The sequence below is a fragment of the Pseudaminobacter sp. Soil_N_29 genome (assembly GCF_057656055.1).
This window is the reverse complement of record NZ_JBDGLC010000001.1, coordinates 1,053,922-1,080,498: the sequence shown is the minus strand read 5'-3', so window position 1 is coordinate 1,080,498 and position 26,577 is coordinate 1,053,922. Positions and strand designations below refer to the sequence as shown.

The 26,577-nt window shown below is 63.0% G+C and carries 25 protein-coding genes and 1 pseudogene; 11 read left to right on the top strand and 15 right to left on the bottom strand.

What is annotated here, in order from left to right; genetic code table 11:
- Positions 1-4: 4 nt before the first annotated feature.
- Positions 5-262, bottom strand: a complete 258-nt coding sequence (locus tag AC3A4H_RS05170; RefSeq protein ID WP_348779873.1) for a BQ00720 family protein — start codon at positions 260-262, stop codon at positions 5-7.
- Between the two features lie 68 nt (positions 263-330).
- Positions 331-756 (bottom strand): Hsp20 family protein, encoded by a 426-nt coding sequence (locus tag AC3A4H_RS05165; RefSeq protein WP_348779874.1) that lies wholly within the window; start codon positions 754-756, stop codon positions 331-333.
- A 132-nt stretch (positions 757-888) separates the two neighbouring features.
- On the opposite strand from AC3A4H_RS05165, the gene AC3A4H_RS05160 reads away from it, so the two are divergent.
- Entirely contained in the window at positions 889-1,830 is a 942-nt protein-coding gene (locus AC3A4H_RS05160; protein ID WP_487765715.1) for a nucleoside hydrolase, read from the top strand.
- A 78-nt stretch (positions 1,831-1,908) separates the two neighbouring features.
- Here the strand turns inward: AC3A4H_RS05160 and AC3A4H_RS05155 are convergent, their stop codons facing one another.
- The 4 genes from AC3A4H_RS05155 to AC3A4H_RS05140 all read right to left on the bottom strand — a co-directional run bounded on the left by AC3A4H_RS05155 (position 1,909) and on the right by AC3A4H_RS05140 (position 5,910).
- Positions 1,909-3,369 (bottom strand): amidase, encoded by a 1,461-nt coding sequence (locus AC3A4H_RS05155; protein ID WP_487765714.1) that lies wholly within the window; start codon positions 3,367-3,369, stop codon positions 1,909-1,911.
- A gap of 5 nt (positions 3,370-3,374) precedes the next feature.
- Entirely contained in the window at positions 3,375-4,286 is a 912-nt protein-coding gene (locus AC3A4H_RS05150) for a ribokinase (protein ID WP_487765713.1), read from the bottom strand.
- Positions 4,287-4,444: 158 nt separating this feature from the next.
- A complete protein-coding gene (locus AC3A4H_RS05145) occupies positions 4,445-5,329 on the bottom strand; it encodes a methylated-DNA--[protein]-cysteine S-methyltransferase (RefSeq protein ID WP_487765712.1) in 885 nt (294 codons plus the stop codon).
- Between the two features lie 86 nt (positions 5,330-5,415).
- Entirely contained in the window at positions 5,416-5,910 is a 495-nt protein-coding gene (locus AC3A4H_RS05140) for a DUF2244 domain-containing protein (protein ID WP_487765711.1), read from the bottom strand.
- Between the two features lie 22 nt (positions 5,911-5,932).
- Between AC3A4H_RS05140 and nth the strand changes: the two genes are divergently transcribed.
- Positions 5,933-6,727: an endonuclease III gene (gene nth / locus AC3A4H_RS05135; protein ID WP_487765710.1), complete on the top strand. Its 795-nt coding sequence runs from the start codon at positions 5,933-5,935 to the stop codon at positions 6,725-6,727.
- On the opposite strand, the gene AC3A4H_RS05130 is transcribed toward nth, so the two are convergent.
- A complete protein-coding gene (locus AC3A4H_RS05130) occupies positions 6,721-7,185 on the bottom strand; it encodes a DUF2214 family protein (protein WP_487765709.1) in 465 nt (154 codons plus the stop codon). The two genes, nth and AC3A4H_RS05130, sit on opposite strands and share 7 nt — an antisense overlap.
- Positions 7,186-7,405: 220 nt before the next feature.
- On the opposite strand from AC3A4H_RS05130, the gene AC3A4H_RS05125 reads away from it, so the two are divergent.
- Positions 7,406-7,939: a GNAT family N-acetyltransferase gene (locus AC3A4H_RS05125; protein WP_487765708.1), complete on the top strand. Its 534-nt coding sequence runs from the start codon at positions 7,406-7,408 to the stop codon at positions 7,937-7,939.
- Between the two features lie 35 nt (positions 7,940-7,974).
- Here the strand turns inward: AC3A4H_RS05125 and AC3A4H_RS05120 are convergent, their stop codons facing one another.
- Positions 7,975-10,434: an EAL domain-containing protein gene (locus tag AC3A4H_RS05120; protein ID WP_487765707.1), complete on the bottom strand. Its 2,460-nt coding sequence runs from the start codon at positions 10,432-10,434 to the stop codon at positions 7,975-7,977.
- 532 nt (positions 10,435-10,966) lie between these two features.
- Here AC3A4H_RS05120 and rnk point away from each other — a divergent pair.
- Together rnk and AC3A4H_RS05110 are read left to right on the top strand one after the other, a co-directional pair.
- Positions 10,967-11,407, top strand: a complete 441-nt coding sequence (gene rnk, locus AC3A4H_RS05115) for a nucleoside diphosphate kinase regulator (protein WP_348779884.1) — start codon at positions 10,967-10,969, stop codon at positions 11,405-11,407.
- Positions 11,408-11,587: 180 nt separating this feature from the next.
- Positions 11,588-12,145, top strand: a complete 558-nt coding sequence (locus AC3A4H_RS05110; protein ID WP_487765706.1) for a GreA/GreB family elongation factor — start codon at positions 11,588-11,590, stop codon at positions 12,143-12,145.
- A 63-nt stretch (positions 12,146-12,208) separates the two neighbouring features.
- On the opposite strand, the gene AC3A4H_RS05105 is transcribed toward AC3A4H_RS05110, so the two are convergent.
- Positions 12,209-12,601 (bottom strand): hypothetical protein, encoded by a 393-nt coding sequence (locus AC3A4H_RS05105; protein ID WP_487765705.1) that lies wholly within the window; start codon positions 12,599-12,601, stop codon positions 12,209-12,211.
- Positions 12,602-12,897: 296 nt separating this feature from the next.
- Positions 12,898-13,206, bottom strand: a complete 309-nt coding sequence (locus tag AC3A4H_RS05100) for a hypothetical protein (protein ID WP_487765704.1) — start codon at positions 13,204-13,206, stop codon at positions 12,898-12,900.
- A gap of 411 nt (positions 13,207-13,617) precedes the next feature.
- On the opposite strand from AC3A4H_RS05100, the gene AC3A4H_RS05095 reads away from it, so the two are divergent.
- Positions 13,618-14,304: a GGDEF domain-containing protein gene (locus AC3A4H_RS05095; protein WP_487765703.1), complete on the top strand. Its 687-nt coding sequence runs from the start codon at positions 13,618-13,620 to the stop codon at positions 14,302-14,304.
- A 6-nt stretch (positions 14,305-14,310) separates the two neighbouring features.
- On the opposite strand, the gene AC3A4H_RS05090 is transcribed toward AC3A4H_RS05095, so the two are convergent.
- A complete protein-coding gene (locus tag AC3A4H_RS05090; RefSeq protein WP_487765702.1) occupies positions 14,311-14,532 on the bottom strand; it encodes a hypothetical protein in 222 nt (73 codons plus the stop codon).
- A 206-nt stretch (positions 14,533-14,738) separates the two neighbouring features.
- Between AC3A4H_RS05090 and AC3A4H_RS05085 the strand changes: the two genes are divergently transcribed.
- The 3 genes from AC3A4H_RS05085 to AC3A4H_RS05075 are packed head-to-tail and all read left to right on the top strand — an operon-like array spanning position 14,739 to position 16,240.
- Positions 14,739-15,215 carry a nucleoside deaminase gene (locus tag AC3A4H_RS05085; protein ID WP_487765701.1) on the top strand — a complete coding sequence of 159 codons (477 nt, stop codon included), beginning with the start codon at positions 14,739-14,741 and terminating at the stop codon, positions 15,213-15,215.
- Between the two features lie 58 nt (positions 15,216-15,273).
- Entirely contained in the window at positions 15,274-15,483 is a 210-nt protein-coding gene (locus tag AC3A4H_RS05080; RefSeq protein ID WP_487765700.1) for a hypothetical protein, read from the top strand.
- A 55-nt stretch (positions 15,484-15,538) separates the two neighbouring features.
- On the top strand, positions 15,539-16,240 hold the full coding sequence (locus AC3A4H_RS05075) for a LysE family translocator (protein WP_487765699.1): 702 nt from the start codon (positions 15,539-15,541) through the stop codon (positions 16,238-16,240).
- Between the two features lie 894 nt (positions 16,241-17,134).
- Here AC3A4H_RS05075 and AC3A4H_RS05070 read toward each other — a convergent pair.
- The 3 genes from AC3A4H_RS05070 to AC3A4H_RS05060 form a co-directional block, all read right to left on the bottom strand.
- The gene (locus AC3A4H_RS05070) at positions 17,135-18,799 is read right to left on the bottom strand and encodes an OFA family MFS transporter (RefSeq protein WP_487765698.1); all 1,665 of its coding nucleotides are present in this window, start codon (positions 18,797-18,799) and stop codon (positions 17,135-17,137) included.
- Positions 18,800-19,064: 265 nt separating this feature from the next.
- A complete protein-coding gene (locus tag AC3A4H_RS05065) occupies positions 19,065-21,101 on the bottom strand; it encodes a cache domain-containing protein (RefSeq protein ID WP_487765697.1) in 2,037 nt (678 codons plus the stop codon).
- Positions 21,094-22,494, bottom strand: a complete 1,401-nt coding sequence (locus tag AC3A4H_RS05060; protein ID WP_487765696.1) for a sigma-54-dependent transcriptional regulator — start codon at positions 22,492-22,494, stop codon at positions 21,094-21,096. The genes AC3A4H_RS05065 and AC3A4H_RS05060 overlap by 8 nt, the downstream gene beginning before the upstream one ends.
- A gap of 378 nt (positions 22,495-22,872) precedes the next feature.
- On the opposite strand from AC3A4H_RS05060, the gene AC3A4H_RS05055 reads away from it, so the two are divergent.
- Complete coding sequence (locus tag AC3A4H_RS05055; RefSeq protein ID WP_487765695.1) at positions 22,873-24,351, top strand: protein adenylyltransferase SelO; 1,479 nt, start codon at positions 22,873-22,875, stop codon at positions 24,349-24,351.
- Positions 24,352-25,276: 925 nt separating this feature from the next.
- Here the strand turns inward: AC3A4H_RS05055 and AC3A4H_RS05050 are convergent.
- Positions 25,277-25,483: a hypothetical protein gene (locus AC3A4H_RS05050; protein WP_487765694.1), complete on the bottom strand. Its 207-nt coding sequence runs from the start codon at positions 25,481-25,483 to the stop codon at positions 25,277-25,279.
- A gap of 532 nt (positions 25,484-26,015) precedes the next feature.
- On the opposite strand from AC3A4H_RS05050, the pseudogene AC3A4H_RS05045 reads away from it, so the two are divergent.
- Positions 26,016-26,577 (top strand): annotated as a pseudogene (locus AC3A4H_RS05045) (beta strand repeat-containing protein); the annotation flags it as partial.

Below are 26,577 nucleotides of genomic sequence, written 5' to 3'. Positions count from 1 at the left end.
ATGCTCAGTTGATCGCAACCGGGGTGAGATGATTTTCGAGCGCGCCGGCAATGGCCGTGTCGCGAGCGTCCGACAGCAGGATCGGCTGTCCGTTGGCGGCAAACAGCGCCCAGATTTCCATGCCTGAGGCGATTTCCTGGAGACCCGGAAACTTGCCCTTCAACTCGTCGCTGTCGATCTTGCGAAGATACGCGACCGACCCCTGTCCAAGATGCGCGAGTTCGGTCTGGGTCAGCGTGTGCATTGAATCTTGATAGGTCATGGTTAGCCTCCTTCTTGCGGGGCGTCTTGCGACCGGACCCGCGGTAGAGCTGCTTTCCGGCGACAGCTTCAGTCTTTCACCGAAATGTTGATTTTGCGTACGAGCCGTTCTGGCTCGGGGCGTTCGAGATCGATCGACAGAAGGCCGTTTTTCAGTTCGGCCCCGATCACCCGCATCCCGTCGGCCAGCACGAAGGTTCGCTGGAACTGCCGTGCTGCAATGCCGCGATGCAGGAATTCGCGTTCGGTCTCGTCGTTTTGCCTGCCGCGCACCACGAGCTGGTTTTCCTCGGTGGTGACTTCCAGATCTGCATCGCAGAAACCGGCCACCGCCAGCGTGATGCGCAGCATCTCGCCATTGCCTTCAGACTGCCGGATGCGTTCGATGTTGTAGGGCGGATAGCTGTCGCCCGTCTTGGCCAAGCGCTCCAGCGTCTTTTCCATCGTGTCGAACCCGAGCAGTAGCGGGCTCGAGAAAGGCGTCATGCGGCTCATGTTCGTCCTCTAAGAGCGACCTCACTGGGAAAAACCCTATTGGCATCTTTCCCGTTGAACCTGATATGGTCCGCACGGCAAATAAGTTCAAGCCTGTGCCAATCACATGCAAATCACATGAAGGAAAACGGAATGGCGGTCACGCAAAAGATCATCATCGACACCGATCCGGGGCAGGACGATGCCGTCGCGATCCTGCTGGCACTGGCGAGCCCGGAACTGGAGGTTCTGGGCATCACGGCCGTTGCCGGAAACGTTCCCCTGCACCTCACCACCAAGAACGCGCTGAAGATTTGCGAGCTGGCCGGAAAGACCGACACCAAGGTCTATGCCGGCGCCATCCGCCCCATGGTGCGGCCGCTGGTGACGGCCGAGCACGTGCATGGCAGAACCGGCCTGGATGGCCCCGACCTGCCGGAGCCGACGATGCAATTGCAGGAGCAGCATGCGGTCGACTTCATCGTCGAGACGCTGATGCGCGAAGAGCCCGGCACGGTCACACTGTGCCCGCTCGGGCCCCTCACCAACATCGCGTTGGCGCTGGTGCGCGAGCCCAGGATCGCCTCGCGCATCAAGCAGATCGTGCTGATGGGCGGCGGCTTCTTCGAGGGCGGCAACACCACGCCGGCAGCCGAGTTCAACATCTATGTCGACCCGCAGGCGGCCCATGTGGTGTTCCGCTCCGGCGTGCCGATCGTGATGATGCCGCTGGACGTCACCCACAAGGCGCTGACCACCGCCAAGCGCGTCGAGAAATTCCGCGCCATGGGCACCATGGTCGGCACCGCCACCGCCGAGTTGCTCGACTTCTTCGAGCGCTTCGATGAGGAAAAATACGGCACCGACGGCGGCCCGCTGCACGACCCCTGCGTCATCGCCTATCTGATCAAGCCCGATCTGTTCAAGGGCCGCAACTGCAATGTCGAGATCGAGATCGGCTCGGAACTCACCATGGGCATGACCGTGATCGACTGGTGGGGCGTGACCACGCGCGAGAAGAACGCCATGGTCATGCGCGACATCGACCACGAGGGCTTCTTCAACCTGCTGGCTGAAAGGCTGGCGCGGCTGTAGGGGCGGCTTGGTGCGACGCTTTCCCTTCCCCTCGAGGGGAAGGGGCTGTCGCATGTTCGACCCTCGCTCCGGTTGCCGTCACGCCCCCGCCGCCCACGGCAGCACCGTCCCATAGGCCGCGGCAGCCTGCAGTACGGCCAGGTCGCCGCGCGGGCGGCCGATGAGTTGCATGCCCATGGGCCGACCTTGGGCGTCGAAGCCGACCGGCACGTTGAGGGACGGGCAGCCGGCCAGCGTGGCATAGGCCGAGACTTCCATCCAGCGATGGTAGCTGTCCATCGTCCGGCCGGCGACTTGCTTCGGCCAGTGCGTTCCGACCGGGAAGGGAAACACCTGCGCGGTGGGGAGCGCCAGCAGGTCGAAGCGCTCGAAAAGTTTTAGCAGCGTCGCGTGCCACTTGGAGCGCACTGTCGAGGCGGCGTGCACCTGCACGGCCGTGAGGCGCATCGCGCCCTCGATCTCCCAGATCGCCTCAGGCTTCAGGAGATCGCGTCGGGCGGGGTTGTCGAAATGCGCCTTCAGCTCGCAGCCGCTGGTGGCCTGGCGCAGCGTGACGAAGGCACGCCACAGCGCCTCGAAGTCGAATTCCGGCACGAGCGGCTCGGCGGCAAACCCGATGTCGGAAAAGCGCCGCAAGCCCGCCTCGCAAAGCTCGAGGATTCCGGCTTCGATCGGCAGATGCCCGCCGAGATCGCCGAACCAGGCGATGCGGCCGCCCTTGGGGGCGGTGTCGAGGCGATCGAGATAGGCGGTCTCGCCGTCAAGCGATAGCGGTGCGCGTGCGTCGTGGCCGGCCTGCACGTCGAGCAGCAGCGCCATGTCGCGCACATTGCGGCCCATCGGCCCCTCGATGCCCATTTGCGAATGGAACACCTCATTCATCGGCCCGGCCGGCACGAGCCCTTGCGAGGGGCGCAGGCCGAAGACATTGTTGAAGGCGGCAGGGTTGCGCAGCGAGCCGCCGAAATCGCTGCCGTCGGCCACCGGCACCATGTCGAGCGCCAGCGCGACCGCAGCACCACCGCTGGAGCCGCCCGCGGTGAGAGCCGGGTCGAAGGCGTTGAGCGTCGCGCCGAAGACGTTGTTGTAGGTATTCGAGCCGAGGCCGAATTCCGGCGTGTTGGTCTTGCCGATGAGGATGGCGCCGGCCGCGCGCATGCGCTCGACGAAGAAATCGTCCTCGTCGGGCACGAAATCGGCGAAGATCGGCGAACCGAAGGTGGTCTTCAGGCCCTTGGTCAGCGCCAAATCCTTGATCGCTATGGGCAGACCGTGGAGCGGGCCGGGGACGGCGCCCTTTGCCAGCGCAGCATCTGCGGCGTCGGCCTCGGCCAGGATGTCGGCGCGGTCGCGGAGCGATACGATGGCGTTGACCTTCGGGTTGACGGCATCGATGCGGTCGAGGAAGGCGGTGGCCACCTCGCGCGCGGAAAGCTGCCGCGCCTTGATCTTCTTCACCAGTTCGACCGCCGGCATGCGGCAGATTTCGCCTGCCGGCGGCACGTCGAGCTTTGTGGCGGGGCGATTGGGCGTGGCCATCGGGGTCAGCTCGCCATGGCCGTGGCGATGGCCTCGTCGACCTCGCCAGCGAGCGGAATCGCCGGCTGCGCGCCGGGCTTGAGGCAGGCGAGCGAGCCGGCGACGGCAGCGCGCCGCAGCGCATCGCCAAGCGGCAGGCGCTCGGCAAGGCCCGCGGCCAGATAGCCGCAGAAGGTGTCGCCAGCGCCGACCGTGTCGAGCGGCGTGATCTTCAGCGCCGGTACGCTGAGGAACGCTTCCGGCGTGGCGGCAAGCACGCCTTCGCCGCCCAGCGTGACGATGATGGTGCGGCCGGTGGCCACTGCAAAGGCCTTCATGCGGGCAGGGCGGTCGGCGCCCTCGAGCGACAACGCCTCGCAATAGAGGTCGAACTCGGTCTCATTGGCAACGACATAGTTCGCCTTTGCCAGCAGCCCCGCGGCATCTGCCCGGAAGGGCGCGGTGTTGAGGATGGAAACGCTGCCGGCCGCCGCCGCGGCATCGAGTGCTGCTTCCACGGTGGCAAGCGGGATCTCGTGCTGCAGGAGCACGATGTCGCCCTGGCCGAGCGCTGCCTTGGCTACGTTGCCGGGCAGCACGGTTTCGTTTGCGCCCGGCACCACGGCAATCACGTTCTCGCCGTCGGCGCCTACGAGGATGTGTGCGGTTCCGGTGGCGGTGGCGGCTTCGGCCACGGCGGAGAGATCGACCTGGCCGTCCTTCAGCAGCGCCAGCGCCTCGCCCGCGAAGGCATCCTTGCCGACGGCGCCGACCATGCGCACCGAAGCGCCGGCGCGTGCGGCCGCCAGCGCCTGGTTGGCGCCCTTGCCGCCCGGCGCCGTCTTGAAGGTGCTGCCCGGAACCGTCTCGCCGGGCGCGGGAAGCCGTTCGACGGTGACGATCAGGTCGAGATTGATGGAGCCGATGACGGTGATCAAGGAAAGTCTCCCGCTGGCGCATGAGCCCGTGCGGGGAGGGCACGGCCGAGTGCGCGGATTTGAAGGCTTCGGCGCGCCAGGCCGTTCATCGGCGGCGCTCCAAATCGGCGGGAAGCTATTCGGTTTGAGCCGATATTGAAATATGCCGGAAGCCGGTTTCAGCCGTTTTTGCTGAGCTGCCCGGCCTCCCAGCCGAGAATGGCGCGCTTGCGCGTCAGGCCCCAGTGATAGCCGGTGAGCGCGCCCGACTTGCCGACGGCGCGGTGGCAGGGCACCACGAAGGAGATCGGGTTGGCGCCCACGGCAGCCCCAACGGCGCGGCTGGCCTTGGGCGCGCCGATGCCGGCGGCGATGGCCGAATAGCTGACCGCCTTGCCCATGGGGATCTTGAGCAGCGCATCCCAGACGCTGATCTGGAAATCGGTGCCGATCATGACGACGCGCAGCGGGTCGTCGGCACGCCAGCGCGCCGGGTCGAAGATGCGCGCGGCATAGGGCGCGGTGGCGGCCATGTCTTCCACATAGGTCGCATTTGGCCAGCGCCCGGCCATGTCCTCGAAGGCTTCGCGCTCGTGGCCGGCATCGTTGAAGGACAGGCCGGCCAAGCCCCGGTCGGTGACCATGATCAGCGCCACGCCGAAGGGCGAGATATGATAGCCGTAGCGGATGGTCAGGCCCGCGCCGCGGCTCTTGTAGTCGCCGGGCGACATCGCCTCGTGGGTGACGAACAGGTCGTGCAGGCGGCCGGGCCCGGACATGCCGACCTCGAAGGCGGTTTCGAGCAGCGGTAGCCCCGAATCGAGCAGCCGCCGGGCATGGTCGAGGGTGACGGCCTGCAAAAAACCCTTGGGGGAGAGGCCGGCCCAGCGGGTGAACAGTTTTTGCAAGGCTGTCGGCGTTTCGCCCACTTCGGCCGCAAGCGTTTCGAGCGAAGGCTGGTCGCGATAGTCCAGGCTGATTTTTTCGATGACGCGGCGGACGATCTCGTAGTCGCAGCCTTGCGGCGTGATTTCCTCGCGCAGAATCGCGGTGGGTGCGTTCATGGCTTATCTCCTTGACCGCGATTATCGTGCGGGCACGCAGCCATAGCCACCCGAAACTTGCGGAAATGCCGGCGACCTGAACCTTGTCAGCGCCCCCGCGCTGTGGCCAGGGCAAGCGAAAACGCCTTGGCGAAGCTTTCGCGGTCGTCGGGGTTGAGGAAACTGCCGATCGGCACGCTTTGCCCGCGAGCCTCCACCGCCATGCTGGTGATGCCGATCTCAGTGTGGCGCTTGACCGAGAAGCGGGCCCAGAATGGGTTGAAGCGGTGGTCTTCCGCACGGCCCGAGGGCGAAACCTTGCAGATTTCCAGGCTGGTGCGCGAGACGATGACCTCCTCGCGGGCGCGGGCGGCGCGGTAGTTCAGCCGGAAGGCGATATAGAGGCCGAGCACGTCGAGCCCGAAGAAACCGAAAACCGGCCAGGCGCCGTTGTAGAGGAAGAAAGCGCCGGTGACGAGCCAGCCGAATGTCATCGTGCCCATGAGCAGCAGGAAGCCGGTTCGACCCAGCGACCGGTGCGGCGTCAGCAGGGCGTGGAAGAATGGCTCGTCGGCCGCATAGGCAGCGTTTGTCTCGCTCATGCCCGCAGTTTATAGGAAAGCCATGGACAGTCCCAAGCCCAAAGATCAGCAGCTAACCAAAAAGCCGCGAGCCGCAACCGCCAATGTCGCGAAGAAGAGCGCCAAGCCGCGCGCGCGCCGGCCGAAATCGCTCTACACGCCTGCCGAGGTGCACGAGATCTTCCGCCGCTTCGCCGTGCAGCGGCCGGAGCCGAAGGGCGAACTGGAGCATGTCAACGCCTTCACCCTGCTGGTGGCGGTGGTACTGTCGGCGCAGGCCACCGACGCCGGGGTGAACAAGGCGACGCGGCCGCTGTTTGCGGTCGCCGACACGCCGCAGAAGATGCTGGCGCTCGGCGAGGAGAAGGTAGGCGAATACATCCGCACCATCGGGCTGTGGCGCGCCAAGGCCAGGAACGTGGTGGCGCTGTCGGAGGCGCTGATCCGCGACCATGGCGGCGAGGTGCCGGACGACCTCGATGCGCTGGTGAAGCTGCCAGGGGTGGGCCGCAAGACGGCGAATGTGGTGCTCAATATGGCCTTCGGCCACCACACCATGGCCGTCGACACGCATATCTTGCGTATCGGCAACCGGCTGGGCCTGGCGCCCGGCAAGACGCCGGAGCAGGTGGAGGCGGGGCTCGTCCGCATCATACCGGACGAATATATGCGCCACGCCCACCACTGGCTGATCCTGCACGGGCGCTATGTGTGCAAGGCGCGCAAGCCAGACTGCCCGAACTGCGTCATCGCCGACATCTGCAAGGCGAAGGAAAAGACCACCAACATACCCGCGCCGCTGGTGCCGATTGCACCGCTGGAAGATCCCGGTCAGTAGCCGAACAGGCCGTAGCCCCGCGCCATCGCCGCCGCGAAGATCGGGATCAGCATGAAGATCATCATCTGGGCGCGCAGAGAGCCGCGCACCGAGGCGAGTTCGGCCGCGGGCACGGCGAAGGCGGGGTCGGCCGCCACCTGCTTCTTCCAGGACAGGAAGCGCATGGTGGGCAGGATCGACAGCAGGCCGACGGCGGCGAAGGCCGCCATCTTGGCCCAGAAGGTCCAGCTATAGACGTAGAATTCCCAGCCCTTCAGGCCGTAGAACACGCGGGCGACGCCGATGATGATGACCAACAGCGCGACGAGGCCGTAGGCGCGGTCTATGCCGGCCAGCCTGCCGATTGTCCTGTGCGTCATCTCGTTGCGGATCAGCACCACCTCGGCGGCGATGACTGCGGCCAGGGCAAAGACCAGTATGTGGTGGAAGATGGCAAGCAGCAGGTCGGCGGTTTCCATGGTGATTCCTTGCGTATCGGACCGGCGAAACTAAACGCGCCGGTAGATGGGCGGAGTTTCGCGCCGCGGTCAAGCGTCGGCCTCACGCCGCGGAACTCTCCTGACAGCGCCCGGTTGCGGCGCAAAATCCCCACGGATACCCTGCTGCGGCGACGAGATTGACACAGGTTGGAACTGCCGCCATCCCGATGGCAGCACATTTCTGCACGGCGAGCGCACCATGATGAATTCTGACCCTTCCGAAATCCCGGTCGTAGAGACGCCGAGCACCATACTGCGCGGCCACAGGCAGTCGGATTTCGAGGCCTATGCGGCGATGTGGGCGGACCCGGTGGTCACCCGCTTCATCGGCGGCCGGCCGATGACGGGGGAGGAGGCATGGGTTCGGCTGCTGCGCTATGTCGGCCACTGGCGGGTGCTCGGCTTCGGCCTATGGGCGATCGAGGACAAGGCGACGGGGGAGTTTCTGGGGGAGGCCGGGTTCCACGACCTGAAACGCGACATCGAGCCGTCCATCGTCGGCGTGCCGGAGGCCGGTTGGGTGCTCGTGCCGTCGGCGCATGGCAAGGGGCTGGCGAGCGAGATCGTGGGCGCGATGCATGCCTGGGGCGACCGGCATTTTGGCGGGGCGCGGACGGTGTGCATCATCGATCCCGGCAATGGCGGCTCGATCCGCGTGGCCGAGAAATGCGGCTATCGCGAAGTGACGCGCACCACCTACAAGGATTCGCCCACCATCCTGTTCGAGCGCTGAGCCCGGGGGCGCAACTCGGCGCGGGCCGGAGCCGATCATCCCGCCAGCTTGCGAAGGCTCTTCGCTTGTTCCAGGACCGCATCGTCGGGGCCGGCCTCCCGGCCGTCGAAGGGTTGCGGCAGGGAGACGGCGTAGCCTTGCGCATAATCGATGCCGATCGAGCGAAGATCCTGCAATATGGCCTCGCTTTCCACGAACTCGGCTATGACGTGCTTGCCCATGATCTTGCCGATGTGGTGGATCATTTCGACCATGGCGCGGTCGGTGCTGTCTTCCAGCATGTCCTTCACGAAGCCGCCGTCGATCTTGAGGAAGTCCACCGGCAAGTGCTTCAGATAGCCGAATGAGGACATGCCGACGCCGAAATCGTCGAGGGCGAAGCGGCAGCCCAGGCCGCGCAGCTCGGTGATGAAGCGCACGGCCTGGGGCAGGTTGGCGATGGCGCTGCTTTCGGTGATCTCGAAGCAGACCAACGACGGCGGGATGGCGAAGCGCTCGAACTGCTCGCGCACATATGCGAGGAAGGCGTCGTCGCCCAGGGTCGCGCCCGAAAGGTTGATGGCACAGGAGCCGATGGGCGTGCCGCGCGGCCGCGCCAGGTGTTCGGCCAGGGTGGCGAAGGCATTGCGCACCACCCAGCGATCGATCTGCGGCATCAGCCCGTATCGTTCGGCAGCCGGCATGAAGCTTCCGGGCGGGATGATGCTTCCGTCTTCGTCTCGCAGCCTCAACAGCAGCTCGACATGCATGCCGGCGGCTTCCCCGCCTGAAAGCGACATGATTTCCTGGGCGTAGAGCGAAAAGCGGTCGCCTTCCAGCGCGTCTCGAATGCGCTGGACCCAGGCCATGTCGCCAAAGCGTTCCTGCAATTCCGCATCGGTGGGGGAATGGATCTGGACCCGATCGCGGCCCTTTTCCTTGGCCATATAGCAGGCCATGTCGGCGGCGCTCAGCAGTTCCTGCAGGGTGGTCTGCTTCTGGTCGACATGAACCAGGCCGATGCTGACGCTGATGTTGAAGGCGCGCGCGTTCCACACGAAGCGCAGGTCGCAAATGCTCTTGCGCAGGCGCTCCGCCACGCGCGCGGCATCTTCAGGGACAGCCTCGGGGAGCAGGATGCCGAACTCGTCGCCCCCCAGCCGCGCCAGCAGGTCGTCGGCGCGCAGTTCGTTCTGCAGCAGGGACGCGACCTGGCACAGCAACTGGTCTCCGGCGGCATGGCCGCAAGTGTCGTTGACGATCTTGAACTGGTCGAGGTCGAGGAACATCAGCGCGCACTGGGCGCTATGGCCGGTGGCCAGCCTTTCCAGGGCGAGCTCGATGCGGCGCTCGAACTCGCGCCTGTTGGCAAGCCGTGTCAGCGCATCGTGCGAGGCCTGCCAGGACAGGCGCTCGATATAGGCCTGTTCCTGGGTCTTGTCGTGGACCACCAGCACGATGCCGGCGGGCTTGCCTTCCTGCGTCAGCGGCGCGCCGACCAGGGAGACAGGCACGGAAAACTCGTCGGCGCGGACGAGGCGCTGCGCGTGCAGATCGACGCCGCCGTCGCCGGCTTCCAGAATCTTGGCCACTAGGTCAACGCACTCGGCGTCCGTCTTGTCGTCGACGAGGCTGAAAAGCTGCTTCAGCGGCTGGCCGCGCGCGGCATCGAGCTTTCGTCGCAGCAGTTGCTCGGCCGCGGCGTTCATATAGTCCACCTTGCCGTCCAGGTCGGCGGTGATGACCGGCTGGCCGATGGAGGCGAGCGTGACCTGCGCGCGCTCGCGCTCCGCATTCAGCGCGTCTTCAAAGGCATGGCGCTGCAGCAGCAGCTTGCGCGTGCGCCAGATGGCGAGGCCGATCAAGGCTGCGGACGCGGCCAGGTTGATCGCGGTCAGCAGGCTCTTGAAAACACGCGACGCGTTGCCGAGGCTCGATGAAAAGGCGATGGCGTGCGGCGTGATGCGCTCGTTGTAGCGCATGATTTCGGTGCGCCAGCCGGCGATGCGCCCGGGGCTGACCGGCCCGGCGAGGACTTCCCTGCGCATGGCCTGCGCATAGCGGGCAAGTTCCGCAAGCAGCGAGTCGGCCGCTGCCCAGTGGCGCAGCGATGCCTCGAGTGGGGTGAAGCCGCGGAGATTGCGGTAGAGCCAGACGAGCCCCGCAATGTCCCTGGGATGGTTGCCGCCCTGCAGCAGCCCGGTTCTTGCGTCATCCAGAGCGGGCGCCGGTCCCTCCAATGCAAGCCGTGCCCTGCCGTTGGCAAGCGGCGTGGCGATGGCCTGGCGGTAGCGCTGGTAGTACTCTTCGTCGCCCGTGGCGGCATACTGGTCGAGAAAGTAGATGGCGTCCTTTTGTCCCTTGGACCACAGGCTTTCGCCGCCGACATAGGCGCGAACCGCCGAGAGCGTGTAGAGGCTGAGGCTGGCCAGCAGGGCTTGCGCAAGGACGACAGCGATGAAGGGCCACACGAGCCCGAGCAGGCGGGGTCTGGCGTGTGTCCCGCGCGCGTTCATGGGATTTTCGCAGCCCTGATCTTAATCTGAAGTCCCCCCGCATGTGGCCAGCTCGACTGCGCGGCTGCCATTGCCGCAAGCGCTTGCAATCTCGTGGGCGGCGGTCAGGGTACGGGCGCGAAATTAAAATCTGCTGAATGGGGGGCAGGCAGAATCCGGGCGAGATCTACTTTGCAATTCCAGTGATAGCGGGCGCAAGGACAAGGGCTCTTAGCTTGGCCGCCGCGGCGGGGCATTTCTGCTTTCCGGAACGCTGGCGAGCCCTTTGCTTGACTTTCCGGTGAAGTTTCGAGACTATCAATTTATGTCTATCGTCGTTGAAGTCCGAACCACTCTGTTTCCGCGGGTTTGCCCCATCGCGGGATTCTAGCCCCCGGCTCGGCAGCCATGCGCCCCCGAGCCGCGGGGTATATGGCAATTTTGCAGGGTTTTTCTGCAAGCGGCGCTCCACCAAATCAACTATCGCCAAACCGGCAGCCGCATGTCGCAGCCTCTGAGGGGCTCCGTGGGCGGTCACAAGCATGGGTGTAAAATGCAAGAAAAGACCAAGGCCAAGCGCAAGCCGGCCATCAAGATCGGCGCCACGGACCACGCCAAGCTGCTGGCTTTCGCTTCCGCCATGGAAAGCCGCAATCCCGAAATGGCCGAAGAGCTGTTCCTGGAGCTCGACCGGGCCCGGGTAGTGGCCGACGGCTCGATCTCCGAAGACGTGGTCCAGATGGGTTCCACCGTCACTTTCAAGCCGGACACCGGCGAGGCCAAGACCGTGACGCTGGTGTTCCCGGGCGATGCGGATATCGCGCAGGGCAAGATTTCGATCTTCACGCCCATCGGCACGGCGCTGATCGGCCTGACCAAGGGCCAGGCGATCATGTGGACCGCGCGCGACGGCCGCACGCATCAGCTCGAAGTGCTCGAGGTGCATCACGCAGGCGCGGCCGCGCCGGCGACCGCCACTTCCGGCGGAAACTGAGGGCAAGGCGGACCATTCGTTCGGAGCCGGGTGATGAACAGCACAGGCAATCTCATCGCAGGAGTCTAGCCCCTGCGCCGGCGGCGTCATCGCAAGGTCCGGCTCAGGGGAGAACTTCCGCATGCAAGATCAACGCTTGATGCCGAGGCCGCCCCGAAAACGGTCCGGCGGGGGCCTGCCATGTCGAACACGGATGATTGTCAGCTGACGACCAAGGACTACACCCTGCTGGAGGCGATGCTGGAGCGCCACCCGGGGCACGACGATCCGATGCGGGAGATTCTCAGGCGCAAGATCGATGGGGCAAGGGTGGTGTTTCGCGACGATGTCGAGCCCGCGGTCGTCACCTTGAGCAGCCGCGTGACCTATGCGGTGGATGACGGCCCCGCCGAGACGCGGATCGTGGCGAGCGACGCCATGCGCGGAATGGTGGGGGCGGTGATTTCGATCAGCAGCCCGCGCGGCCTGGCGCTGCTTGGGCTTGCCGAGGGCCAGTCCATGACCATTCCTCGCGCCGACGGCGGTCAGGAAACCATCACGGTGCGCGAGGTCGTCTACCAGCCCGAACAGGCCAGGCGCGAGGCCGAAAGCAAAGCAGGCCAGGTCGAGACGCCCCAATCGCGCGGCTCGTTCCTGCGGCTGGTCCACAGCGCGGACGACGTCCCCGCAAGCTCGAAACGCGCAAGCCCGTCGCCCTTCGATGGCGGCCCGGACGATCCCGGACCCTCGGCTGCCTGACGCCGGCCGAACCCGGCCCCTGGCAGATACGACATCATTCGGAAGGGTGGGGAAGCCCTGCGGCTATTGCTTGTCGCAGGTGGCGGCAGAATAGTTGCCGCTCGCCTCGCGCATGATGATGTCGAAGGAGGCGGCCTTCTCGCTGTTTTTCGTGACCTGCGTGATGTCCACCGAATTGCCGCCCGAGGTGAAACCGCCGAGCGGGCCGAGCCAGGTGATCTCGCCTTCGGGGCTCAGCTCGTATTTGTAGGGTTCCGGCGGCGCCCCGAAGTGAAAGGGGCCGCGATAGGTGTCGCCTTCGATGACGATGTCGCCAAGGTGAATGAACACGCCCAGCGCATAGACTTCGCAATGATAGGTGCCGTCTGCCAGCCGGTTCGGCGCGGGGGCCGCGCCGGCGGGTTGCGCGAATGCAGCGCCAAGCATGAGGAAGGCCGGGAAAATGCGTCTGGGCATTGCTGCGGCTACAGGATAGTGCCGGGCGCCATGGGCCGCTCCGCCGCCCGGTAGGGGCGAGGCAGAGTGCCGCCGGGATGCTTTGCCGGCACCGGAGGTGTCGTGTTCAGGGGGATGCCACGCGGAGCTGCCATGGATGATCGCCCGGAATCAGAACGCGCCTTGCCGTTCGCCGCGATCCAAACGTCCTGCAGTCTCCATGCCTTCCCTCCCATTCGCCGCCCGCGGCCGTGTGCCCGGGCGCGGGGCCAAGAAAGCATCATCAGCCGCGCTCGGCAAGAGTGCCGGAGGCCCGCCTACATCTGGTCGTTATAGGGCTCCTTGGTCTGGCCGACCATCTTGGCCAGCTGCGAGAAGGTGGGCAGGTCTTGCTGGGCCCGCGGGTTGTTGGCCAGTTGCAGAAGCCGGATGGGGAAGCATACGGCATCCCGGTTCGCGGGCGACAAATCCTCCACCATGCGGTCATCTCCGGTGGCGATGGCCTCGGCGCGACGGAGCGCGAGGCCGATTTCCTCGGTTGTCAGAAGGCCCTTGGCGACCAGCGCCTCGTTGATGGCGGCAAGCGCGAGATAGAGGCCTTCGAGTTGCAGGTTGGCGGTGTTCATGGCTGCGTCCGGGACAGGGGTTGCGACAAAGCCTAACGCCTGTGTCGCCAATCCGATCCCCAGCGCATCGCAAAACGCCAACGGTGCTGCATAACTACTACGCCTACGAGGAGGCACGCGGAAGCGCGAGAAAGAGGGGTGCCAAGCCTCCGATTCCGTTTGATTAACCATCGGGCGACGGCTCAGTTGTGTCTTGCTCGTGATACAACTAGAAGGCTTGCGAGAAGATTGTTCTTCTAAAACAAAATCCGAACGGACGCGACGGTTTGTCGGAAATTTTCGGAAATGACGTTTTGTAGTTCACCGGTTTCGCGCCGAGGAAATCTAAAATTATTCCATCGTAATCCCCGTATATTTCGACCGGCCAGACTAATGAATTTCCCATCCCGTTACGTCGTGACGAGAACGATCTTGATTTCGCTGGCCGCAGCATCGATCTCCATCTCCGTCTCTACCGGAATGAGGATGGCGGTCGGCGCGAAAGCCGATACGATCACCATAATCGTCAGGTTCATCCTTCCGTTCGTCATCGCCATTCCGCTCGGTGGGATGCTGTTCACGAAGATGGAGCGGCTGAACAATTCCTACCGGACCCTGATCAGGCAGGCCAACGACCTGGCAAGAAGGGCCAATACCGATCCCCTGACCGGGCTTCTGAACAGGTCAAGCTTCATCGAGCAGTTCGAGTTGGCGATGCGGCACGGCATCAAGGGCGTATTCGTGCTCGTAGACCTCGACTACCTGAAGCGCATCAATGACAGTTTCGGTCATCTGGCGGGCGACGACGCGATCGTCGAAACATCGAAGGCGCTTGTGGCCGCCCTGGGCGATTGCGACCTGGTCGCCAGAATTGGCGGCGACGAGTTTTGCGCCTTCGTCAGGCTGGAGGGCAAGCTTTTCCCGAAGGACCTGGTCGAAGCCATCGAGGCAGCAGTCGCGAAGGTGGCCGTGACGACAGGCTCGGAAACGCCGGTCGAGGTCTCGGTCACCTGCGGCTATTCCGCCTGCAGGCCGGGCATGAGCTTCCGGGACGCGCTGGAGGAGGCCGACCGCGCTCTCTACGAGAACAAGCGCCGGCGCTCCCCGCTCACTGCGTAGCTGCAATCACTTGCAGGCGGAAAGTTCCTTCAGCGCCCGTTCCGCATTCGCCTTGTTTGCATAGGGCTTGGTTCCCACGTCCGTCAGATTCTTGCCGTCGGGTTTCCTTTCCACGATCTGGCACCGATTCGAAGCGGGATCCTTGGCGACCCAATATTGGTTCGCCGCAAGTGCGGGAATTGCAAAGACGGCGACGAGCGAAGCCGCGGCCACGACTTTTCCAATCATGACATCCTCCGACTGATCCTGGTGTGTGCCCCACGCGTTTCTTGAGCTAGAGCAGCCTCGTGCATTTTCACGCCAAGGCGGCGCTGGATCACCATCATTTGATCCCGACCGGAGGGTTTACGCATGGCGCGCAGAAGCGCTAACCAGATGCGAGCGGTGCGGGGCAGCAGCGGCAACAAGAAACAGTTGAAGCAAGGGACGGCGAAATGACCGATACCGACAAGTTCCTGGACGAAGCCATCGCTCTCGCCTTTGCCAATGTCGAGCAGGGCGGGCGGCCCTTCGGCGCGGTGGTGGTCAAGGACGGCGAGGTGATCGCACGCGGGGTGAACCGTATCCAGGCCGACAACGACCCCACCGCCCATGCCGAACTGCTTGCCATCAGGGCCGCGGGAAGTGCGCTGGGGTCGCCGCGCCTCGACGACTGCACCGTTTATGCAAGCGGACAGCCGTGCCCGATGTGCATGGCCGCCATGCGGATGGCCGGGATTGGGGACATAGTGTTTGCCTATTCGAACGAACAGGCCGAGCCCTTCGGCCTCTCCACGGCGGGCATCGCCGCCGAGCTGTCGCAGCCGCTGGAGAAACAGGGTTGGGCCTCGATCACTCACCGCCCTCACCAGACCGAGGGCGACGGCCACCTCTACCGCGCATGGCAGAGGCGCGTCGCAACCAGGAGCTAAGTGCCGTCGCGAAACCCGCAGGTCGGCACGGGCCAGGGGCAGCTTCGCGCTGGCAATCGTGACGGTATTCGACCAACTGTCGCGGCCTGAACAGGCGGCGGGCGCTTGCGGCTCTGACGACTCCCTGATCGCGGCGTTCGGCCCGTTCGCCATGGCGCTGCTGCACGGCTGGAGCGGATCGGTCATGTATCTCGCCTGCATTGCCGTGCCCGCGCTTCTTTATGCGGGCTTGGCCCGCAAGCTATGCGGACGCGATGATGGTGGGTGAATTGCAGAACGCTGTATCTCCTGCCTGAACCGCGAACAACCGCCCCGCATAAAGGATGACCGACCCTTGCCGGAGCGGCTGTGGCGGCACCTTCCGGCGCCAGTCGAAACCGGCTATCGAGGTGCTGATGATGGACACCTCATTGATCTCCGCCTCCACCGCCGCGTCGTTTTTGCTGACGTCGTTTCTGATCGAAGTGACGCCGGGGCCGAACATGACCTATCTGGCCCTGGTTTCTGCAAGCGATGGGCGGCGCGCCGGGTTCGCGACCGTGGCCGGGGTTGCTCTTGGCTTGGCGCTGATCGGCGCGGTCGCGGCCTTCGGCGTGGCCGAACTCGTCCAGACCTCCAATCTGCTCTACGACGTTCTTCGCTGGTCGGGCGTTCTGTTCCTGCTTTACTTGGCCGTGGACGGATGGCGCTCGGGCGGCGCCGGCGAGGTCAATGGCGCGGCGACCCGCGACAAATACTTCCTGCGCGGCCTGATCACCAATGTGCTCAACCCGAAAGCCGGCATTTTCTACGTGGCCGTGCTGCCGACCTTCATGGACCTGGAAGCGCCGCCTATGGCCCAGGCCATGGCCCTGACGGGCATCTATGTCGGCGTGGCAACCGTGGTGCATCTGCTGATCGTGCTGATTGCAGGCGCACTTGAACCGATGCTGAACGACCCCCGCCGCGAGCAGTTCGCTCGCCGGGTTCTGTCGGCGCTTCTGGCCCTGGTTGCCATGTGGTTTGCCGTGGCGACCGCACGGTAGAGTTGCCGCAGGCGCACAACGGACGTGTTCTAGAAAAGACTTCTCAAAACCTGCTGGAAATTAACTTCGGGCTAATTATCTGGCGGGTGAAGCGGAATAGAACTACGAACCGTGATTCAATGTGGGAGATCAACGTCTTACGATCAAGCATCAGGCCGCAAACGCCTGCGCAACGTCGGTCTAAGGTGATATTAGCACTCCACGTGGGTGGCCTCGGGCATAGACGAATAGCTAAGGAACTGGGGCTAAGCGTTGGGGCAGTGTACCGAGTGCTGGTGAAGGCTGGCCGCCTAGGGTAAGCGCCACACGCCCGTCAGGGGTGCAAGGAAAAGGAAGGCCCCGCGTAGCGGCGGACGGGACAGAACAAATGGCGCGCACCGCAGCGTAAGGCGAGGAGGGAGGCACGCGGCTTCCACGAAGATCACACAGCAGTCGATGACGGCGTTCCGACATCAGATCCGGCCTTGGTGACATCGTCCGGACCCAACAATCACCGTCCATGGGCCCATTCAGATGAATGAACGCAGTCGTCGGGCCATCGCTACGCCCGGCCCACGCTCCGGTGGCGCGGCGTTGCTCGCTAGAGCAGGAGTTCGAGTTGCGCCTCCGATGGCACGTTGCTCCACCCAAGGCTCGAAAGCGTAGGTGATAGCTCGAACGGCAGGGCTGAAGGCAAGTGAGCGAATGTCTATGTTATCCAGCGATCGCTGTTCCAAAGCGATCCGTCGATGTCCGGATAGTATGGTTCGCCACGCAGGCGAGGCCGCGCGGCCGAATGGCTTCGCGCGCTGTTCAATTAGCATTTTACAGCCCGTCACGCGCGCAGGCGAGCATGTCTGCACTTGCAGCGGATGTCCGGCGCGAGCAGGTCGCGCCGGAGCTTGTCGAAACAGATCAGCCAAATAGCGCTGCCGTTTTTTCCATCGTTATCCAGATGCCCCAGAGGATCGGGATACCCACGACGGCCCAGGCTGCGGCTGCCTTGGCATCGAGGCCGCCCTTGCCAATGCCGAAGGAGCCGGTCGGTCCCTGATGGGCCGTTGCGGCGGTCTTTGCCTGGAGCCTCGCGACTTCTTCGTCGGACATGTACCACTTGGAGTCGAGCGGCTTGACCATCGCATTGGCGATCACACCAATCACCAGCATGCCCGCGAGGATATACATGGTGAAGTCGTACACCTGTTCACGCGGAATACCGGCTGCGATCTGGAGCTCGCGAATGTAGTTCACGACCACAGGGCCGAGGATACCGGCAGTCGCCCAGGCGGTGAGCAGGCGTCCGTGGATCGCGCCGACGAACTGCGTCCCGAAGATGTCAGCCAGATAGGCAGGAATGGTGGCGAAACCCCCGCCATACATCGACAGTATGATGCAGAAGATCGCCACAAACAGGAGCTGGCTGCCCATGCCGGCAGCAGTCGGAGCGAGTGCATACAGCACGATGCCGAGCAGGAAGAACGTGTAATAGGTGTTTTTCCTGCCTATCTTGTCCGACAAGGACGCCCAGAAGAACCGGCCGCCAATGTTGAACAGCGAAAGAAGACCAGCAAAGCCGGCGGCAATCGCCGCGATTGCAGCCCTCTGCGAGCCGTCAAGTTCGGTAAAGCCGAGCTCCGGCAAGCCGATCAGGCGGCCACCGAAGATTTCCTGAAGCATTGGCGAGGCCATGCCGATCACGCCGATCCCGGCGGATACGTTCATGCACAGGACGATCCACACCAGCCAGAACTGCTTGGTCCTATGGGCGTCGCGCAGGTGGACGTGGCGCGTCGTGATCATCGCCTGGTTGGTCCTCGCGGGCGGTGTCCAGCCTTCCGGTCGCCAGCCAGCCGGCGGGATGCGGTAGCCAAACGCGCCCCCCATCATGAATACGAGATAGATCGCAGCCATGACCAAGAAGGTCTGCCAGACGCCGACAGAAGTTTCGCTCTGGAAGTGGTTCATGAGGATGTCGGCGAGTGGCGCTCCGATCATCGCGCCGCCACCAAAGCCCATGATCGCCATGCCGGTCGCCATGCCGCGCCGGTCCGGGAACCACTTGATCAGCGTGGAGACGGGCGAGATGTAGCCAAGTCCGAGCCCGATGCCGCCGATGACGCCGGCACCGACCCACATCAGCCAGAGTTGGTGGGTGATGATACCGATTGCTGCAAGGATCATGCCGCCGCACCAGCAAAGTGCGGAAACGAAGCCTGCCTTACGTGGCCCGACCTTCTCAAGCCAGCCGCCCCAGATGGCTGCCGAACAGCCGAGTAGGACGAAGAACAACGTGTAAATCCAGCCGAGATCGGAGACGCGCCAGTCACAGCTCGTGGTGAAGAGCGCGCTCATCAGGCTCATGTCAGCGCAGGTCACCGGCTGGTCGATGCCGATTGCGCGCGAGAGGGGCAACCAGAACACGCTGAAACCGTAAGCCATGCCGATGCATAAATGGATCCCGAGCGCTGCCGGTGGGACCAGCCAGCGGTTGAAGCCAGGCCGGGCAACAATCCGCTCCTTGTCGAGAAGGCCGCCGTAGGGGCCGGACCCTCCGGTGAATGTTTCTGTAGCTGTAGACATAGATCTCCTCCGGCCCGCGACAGGCATCTGCTGGCGGGACCATCCTGATGAGTGGTGATTGTGCTTGGGGGCCCATCCTCCGTGGGCGCAGCCCACCGTACTACGGCGTGACCGTTTGACTCGTTCGCTCCTCCGCCTGGTTCACACCCATGCAAGCAACATGCATGCCAAGCGAATACGTCATGCAATTTCATAGGCTTCTTGCATGAGAGGAGGTCTTCTATGGACATTTTGTCCAAAGCCGGCAGACAAAATGTCCGAGACCTCAGTCGGCTTCCGGCAACCAGATGGTGAAGATGGTACCCTTTCCAGGCGTGCTGTCGACGGACGTGGCGCCGCCCTGCCGACTGATCAAGGTCTGGCTGATCGACAGCCCAAGACCGGTCCCATCTCGCCGCTTGGTCGTGAAGAATGGGTCGAACACTTTTTTCAGCAGTTCTTCACTCATGCCGATGCCGGTATCTGCAACCACCAGCGCAATACCTGGTCGACCATCCCGCTCCTGGTCGCGTGTTCGAAGCGTTAGAAAGCCGCCGTCCGGCATGGCATGGATCGCGTTCACGATCAGGTTGACCAGGACCTGCTGTAACTCTGTCCGATTCATCAGTAGCAAACGGGTCGTGCCCGGTTCGCGAACCACCGTGATGCGTGCCTTGTTCAACAAGTGTTGGACCAGCGGCAGGCTGTCCGAAATGACGTCTTCGGGCGCGTGGCGCTCCATATAGCCGGCATATTCTTCCGGTCGTGCAAATTGCAACAGCTTGGTCACGATCTGGCTGATGCGGTGAATCTGTTCGTCGAGCAGCCGGAATTCCGTCCGCACCTCGTCGGCCCGCTCGCCCATTACCGAGCGAACGACTTCAAGGTTGCCCTGCATCACCGCGATAGGATTGTTGATTTCATGTGCGACGCCGGCGGTTATCTCTCCGATCGCCGCCAGCTTTTCCGACATGATGAGCTGCTTTGTCGTGGCCTCCAATCTGTTATTGGCAAGCTGAAGCTCGCGCGTACGTTCCTCGACACGTGCATTCAGTTCCTCGTTCCATGCACGCAACTGGCTGTCCCGCTCCTGCAACTGGTCGAGCAGGTGATCGAGATGCACCGCCACGCGTCCGATCTCGTCATTTGCCGGCCTGACCTTGGTGCGTGCGCCAAGATCGCCATCCTCCACGCGGGCAATGGTGCGGGCCATACGCTCGAGAGGCAGAAAGATCGAACCTGCCCAGCGCAGGAACAGGGGCACTGTCGCAGCCGCAATGACCAGAAAGGCGAACAGGATCGTCAGGAGGCTTTCGCGCTTGGCCTCCGTGAATGGCGCTTCCAGGAAGCCGACATACAGCATGCCGACGCGCTTGCCGTAGCTGTCGGCGATGGGCTCATAAGCCGAAATATACCAGTCATTGACGACGAATGCGCTGTCGAGCCAGGTCTTGCCCTTGTCCAGCACAGCGGAGCGGACAATTGCCGAGACACGCGTGCCGAGCGCACGGCGGCCCTCGAACAGGCGGACATTCGTGCTGATGCGGACGTCGTCAACGAAGAGCGTTGCCGTCCCCTGACTTCCCTCGGGTAGGCTGGCTTCGCGGTAGACAAGGTCGTTGATCGTGTCGATGAATTCGAGGTTCTGGTTGAGAAGGATGCCTCCAATCAGCGCGCCGACCGTGCCGTTGGGGAGCGGTGTCGCATAGGCTGAATGGACGACCATGCCGCGCGCCTCGGTGCTCTTGTCGGTGGGAACAGCATTCGGCGTCGGGACAAGCTCGATGCGGGCGCGCTCTGCAAGTTCAGGCGCAACTGCGGAGAGGTCGCTTTCCTCGAATATGTCGATTGCGGTCTTGCCAGCTCCGCCCAACGCCTCGCCAACAATTGGCCAGTCGAGCCGTGCAGTCTGGATTTGCAACGGATGTGCGGAGGCGATGACGTTGCCTCGTTGGTCGATCAGGTAGAGGAAATCGAACGAAAGATCGCGCCGCTTCTGGTCGAGAAGGGAATTCAGCGCAGCAAATGGCTGCTCGCCTTGTGCGATGACGTCCCTGAACCGCGCCGACGCAGCAAGCGCGCCGATCTGTTCGCCAGTGTTTTCCAGAATGCGGGCGAGATATTGGTGCGCGATGGTGAGGTCGCCATTAACCTTGGAGATCAGCATCGCGTCGAACTTGCTGTTCCAGCGCAGGACGGTAACGCCGAGCAACAATGGCAGAAGCACGAGCGTCGGCAGAAGCGCGATCGCCAGCAGGCGAAACCGGACCGAACGTCCCGCCTGCCGCTCCGGATGTGGCGCACGCACTGACTGTTCAGGCATTCCACACCGCGCATTTGCGGTCGATCGTCTTGCGCGACACGCCGAGACGGCGCGCGGCTTCCTCGCGGTTGCCGCCGACCTCCCGCAAGACGGCGAGGATGTGGCGGCGCTCCATCTCGGCAAGGCTTTCCGCTTCCGGCCTGTCCTGCGCCGGGGGCAGTCCGTCAAACGCAAGCTGCTCGTAGGGAAACCGCCCGAGGATCAGCGTGCGTTCGATGAGGTTGCGTAGCTCGCGCACATTTCCGGGCCAGGGATAGCGGGCCATTGCTTCGCGCGCGGCATCATCGAGCGGAACTTTCGGGACGCCCAGCTGCTGCGACAGCTTTGTCATGAACAGCGACGCCAGATCCTGCACGTCGTTTCCACGCTCCTTGAGTGGCGGAAGGTGAATCTGCAGCACATTGATGCGGAAATAGAGATCGGCCCTGAAGCGGTTCGCCTGGACCTCCTGGGCAAGATTGGCGTTTGTCGCAAATACGAACCGCAGGTCCACCGGCACTTCGCGTTCGGCTCCGACCGGGCGGACACGTCGATCTTCCAGCACCCGCAACAGCTTGCTTTGCAGGGAAAGCGGCAGTTCGCCGATTTCGTCGAGAAACAGGGTGCCGCCGTGCGCATGCATGAAGAGGCCCTCGCGGGCGCTTCCGGCGTTGGTGAAAGCGCCTTTCAGGTGGCCGAACAGTTCACTTTCAATCATGTCCGGAGGAATGGCAGCGCAATTGACCGGCACAAATGGCTTGTCTGCGCGGTCGGACAGGGAGTGCAACGTGCGCGCCGCGACTTCCTTGCCGGTTCCGGATTCGCCCGTCAGAAGGACGGTTGTCGGCAGCGGCGCAACCCGAGCAATGGTTTCGCGGACCCGCTGGATTGGCTCGGATTCACCGATGAGCCGGTCCCGCAGCAGCATATGATCGGACGCGGCCCGCAACTCGAAGCGCAGCACGTTGTTCTCGCGCTGCAGGCGCAGGCGGTCGAGGCACCGTGCAACGGCATTGATAATCTGATTGGAGCGGAACGGCTTCAGCACGAAGTCGGCCGCGCCGGCGCGAAGCGCCTGGATTGCGGTCTCGAGGTCGGCAAAGGCCGTCATCAGGATCGCTTCGGCGAAAAAGCCGATCGCCCGCTGCTCGGCAAGCCAGTCGACGCCATTTCGCCCCGGCATGATGTTGTCGAGGATGACGACATCGAAATGCTGCTGGTCAAGCTTACGGGTTGCCTCTTCCGTGTCAGCCGCTTCCTCTATCCGCTTGCAGCGTGGTCCGAGGGTGCGAACGAGGAAGTTGCGCATCCCGGGCTCATCATCGACGACCAGCACCGACGCATGCGCAAGCCACGGGCCAAATTCCGGATCCTGGCTCGAACGGTCGATGTTGCGGATTGTCGATGCTGACATTCTTTCCCCCAATGCTCCACGCGGCCGAACCTAGCGTAACCGGCCGAAGACGCAAAAGGGACGTTGGTGATTGTTGCAAGGCGCACCAGAGGACAGATGGGGATGGCGGCGTTTCCAGCTCTCGCGCCAGAAGCTGTCCGTCTGGTGTCGGCCCCTCGTCAGACATGCTTTTGGGCTTCAGTGAGGATCTGAGAGATCTGGACCATTGCCAAGGTAAGGGGAAGCCCGCATCTGTGCGGACCAGAACTGTCCCGGCTGCGACTTGGTCAGTATCAGAATTGCGATTGGGTCGTTGGCCATAAGGCCTACTCAAGTTGCTGGCTCACGACCCCGCGGCATTCCTATGTAGTTGTTAGATCAAACAAGTCTCGAGACGTCATGCGCAGCCCCCGGTTCCACCACACCTATGCCGTCGATCTCCCCGAACGGCTTTATGCACACACGGATCCATCGCCAGTGTCAGCTCAGCGGCTGCTTGAGTTGAATGAACCACTCGCGACTGAACTAGGCCTTGATATTGGCTGGTTGCGTAGCTCTGAAGGTGTCGAAATGCTGGCCGGTAACCGCTTTCCCGCTGGCGTGCGTCCCATCGCGCAGGCCTACGCTGGTCACCAGTTCGGCAACTTCGTGCCTCAGCTTGGCGACGGCCGTGCCCTCCTTGTGGGAGAGTTGGCTGATACCAGCGGCCAATTGCGCGACGTTCAGTTGAAGGGCTCCGGTCCGACCCGGTTTTCCCGCAATGGTGATGGACGGGCAGCGCTCGGCCCGATGATGCGCGAATACATCGTCAGCGAGGCGATGCACGCGCTTGGGATCCCAACCACGCGAACCCTGTCGCTGGTTGCCACTGGTGAGCACGTCTATCGCGAGACCAGGCTTCCCGGAGCGCTGATAGCGCGCGTTGCCGCCAGCCACATCCGCGTCGGCACGTTCCAGTACCTTGCCGTACGGGAAGACATCGACGGCCTGAGGGCGTTGGCGGACTACGCAATTGCGCGGCACTACCCGGATCTGGCCGGCAGTCCCAACCGCTACCTTGGGTTCCTCGACGCCGTTGTCGCAGCGCAGGCGAAGCTGGTGGCACAATGGATGCTGGTCGGCTTCATCCATGGCGTCCTCAATACCGACAACGTCGCCATTTCGGGCGAGACGATCGATTATGGTCCATGTGCGTTCATGGACGCCTATCATCCGGCGACAGTGTTCAGTTCCATCGACCATCAGGGTCGCTACGCGTTTGCAAACCAGCCCCGCATCACCGTCTGGAACCTGGCGCGACTGGGCGAAGCGCTGCTGCCCATTCTGGGAAACGAAGCAGGCGGAGACGATGAAGGCTTCGAGCTGGCGAAAGCGGCGATCGGATCGTTTCAGGCGTACTACGAGGCTGCGTTTCATGAAGGCGTCCGCCACAAGATCGGGCTGTTTTCCGAACAGCCGGGTGACCTTGATCTTGCCGCCGAACTGCTCGACCTGATGGCGCGCAACGGCGCCGATTTCACCCTTACGTTTCGCGATCTCGCGCATGAGGTCGACGGCTCCGGCCGAGTCCGCAACCACTTCATCGACCCGACTGCTTTCGATGGCTGGGCTTCGCGCTGGCGTGAACGGCTGGCTCGCGAGCCGGAGAATGCAGCCGACCGGGCTGCTCGGATGCGCACGGTGAACCCGAAGTACATAGCACGCAATCACCGTGTCGAAGCTGCCATCGCCGCCGCCACGAATGATGGTGATTTCGGTCCTTTCCATCGCTTGCTCACGGTCCTGGCCCACCCGTTCGACGAGCAGCCGGAGATGGAGGAATATTCGCAGCCACCCGCTCACGAAGAGCGGGTTCTGCAGACATTCTGCGGTACGTAATTGCGACTACCGTACAGGTGCCGAACGAGAGGGGTTGCTGTCTGATCGTTCAACCCTGCATGGTTCGGCGAGAATGGGGTGGGGGAGCGGAATGGCAGCTATTGCTGTCTGTGGGGGCGGAAGCCGTCTCTGGGATCGCCGCGCTTTTTTTGCCGGCAGCTATCCCACATCAGAGGCTCGAAACCGGACTGTCTGCTGTCGGCCCCGAACAAGACGCTGATTTCCCGCACCGAGCATGGCATGCACTGGTTCGATCTCGGGTGCAGGCGCATGGGGGAGTTCCGAGCCACTGACACAAGGTGTCGATCCAAAAAGATCAACAAAAACTACTGCTGAATACCCTGTGTCGGATTTGCGTAGCCACAAGGTTCTGGTTGAAAACCCCGGAAATCCTGGGTTTCTGAGGCCGCTTGTCGGGAGCGGAGACAGTTTAGCAGGTTGGGGTTGGTAGGCGTGACAGGGTTCGAACTTTATGTAAGTTCATCGATAAATTATTGAATAGTTCAACAACTAACAATTCCGTACCAAATCCGCGTAGTCAGGAGCTTTGGAGAATTTCGGCGCAGAGAGAACGAAATCCGCGTTTTGGCTCCCGGGCGTCAATATTGGCGATGGAGAATATTGGGGCGAGTAGGACTGGCGGAGGGGAGGGGACTGGTGTCCAACCTTCTCTACCTATAACCAGTCGTTTTTTGTTGATCTTGGCTCCACAATGAGCCTCTCGCGACCCGCGTACTACGCGGACGCGCAGTTTGGCGACGATGGGCCCCCAGCGGCACTCGGGAACCAAACGGCGCTCCATGCGCTCGCCCGTCCCCCTTGCGAGCGTGCCTTACCCGTCAGCTTGTCGGCGACGGGCATTTTTTGGTAGCGGGCGAAGAAAAGCCCCAGCGTGCGCCGGGCCAAAGTCGCTGCTGAGTGCAAATCAGAACTTGTAGTTGATGCCGGCACGCACGACGTGGAAGTTGAACTTCCGGACCAGGTTCAGGAATTCGTCGTTGAACAGGTTGGCCTTGCCCAGGTCGGTAGCGACTACTGACGCCTCCCTCTTGATGTCAGCGCCCTGGAAGTCTGCTTCGATGTCCAGCTGAATATCGGCATCTGACGACCAATATTTCGGCAGCAATCGCATTGGAAGACAACAGCATCGGGAAGGCTGCCACGGTGGCGGTGTGTTTTGAAAACATCTCTACGCTCAAGAATAATGAAAGACAGCAGTTCTTTTAAGAGGAGGACGGATTCCCGGCCGGTCCGCTTACGTGCGCCGTTAATTCAAAATTAGAGATCTGGTCAATAATCATAGGTCGAGTCTTCTGCTGCGAACAACCTATTGTGGTGCGCCGAGGATAGGACTCGATGTGTTCTGCCTCGGCGGGATGCGCGCATAAGCAGGCGTAGGAAACAGGGCTTATTGGCACCCTGTCTGCATGATGCATTTCCGACGCTCGGCCCCCGCGAGGGGGGCATGGTCGATCGATCCAACCTTTTCTGTGCCCGCAAGGGCATCCGAATGGTCGCTTCCGGCAACGGCACTCGGCCAGCTGGTCAAGCTCGCCGCCGGACTCGCACCCAGCAGTCCGGTGAAGAGATTTGAAAGCTGTTCTCGGACGCTAACGGATAAGGCGTGGCATCTCAAAATATGACCTAGTGGGGGGTAGCTCATCATGACTTCGATCATTTCTTCTATGAGCCTGAATCAGATTAAATCGCTGTCGCCGACTGTCATCGGCACACTTGGCGAAGACGATTTGAAGGCGTTCAACACGGGCCAGATCAAGGCTCTGAACGCCAACCAGATCAGCGCTTTCGATAAGGCGCATTTTAACTCCTTCGACGATGAGCAGCTGGGCGCCATCTCGACGGCCGCCGTCAAGGGCCTGACCGTTGATCAGTTGAAGGCGATCGACAGCGCCAAGATCGCGAGCTTCTCTTCGTCTCAGGTTGCAGCGATGAGCGCGAAACATATGGACGCGTTCGACGCAGACCAGATCGAGGCGCTGACGGTGGATCAGGTTAAGGTTATGACCGCCGCGCAGTGGGCGACCATCGACGCCACCGAGATCACGAAGTTCAGCGAGGATGAGATCGCGGCGATCAGCGTCAAGGCTATCGCAGGCCTTGCCGAAGGCACGATCGCAGCCCTGTCGGCCGAGCAGGTCAAGAAGCTGACGGCGAGCCAGCTGGCGGCTATGAAGCCGGCCCAGATCAAGGCCTTCACCACCGACC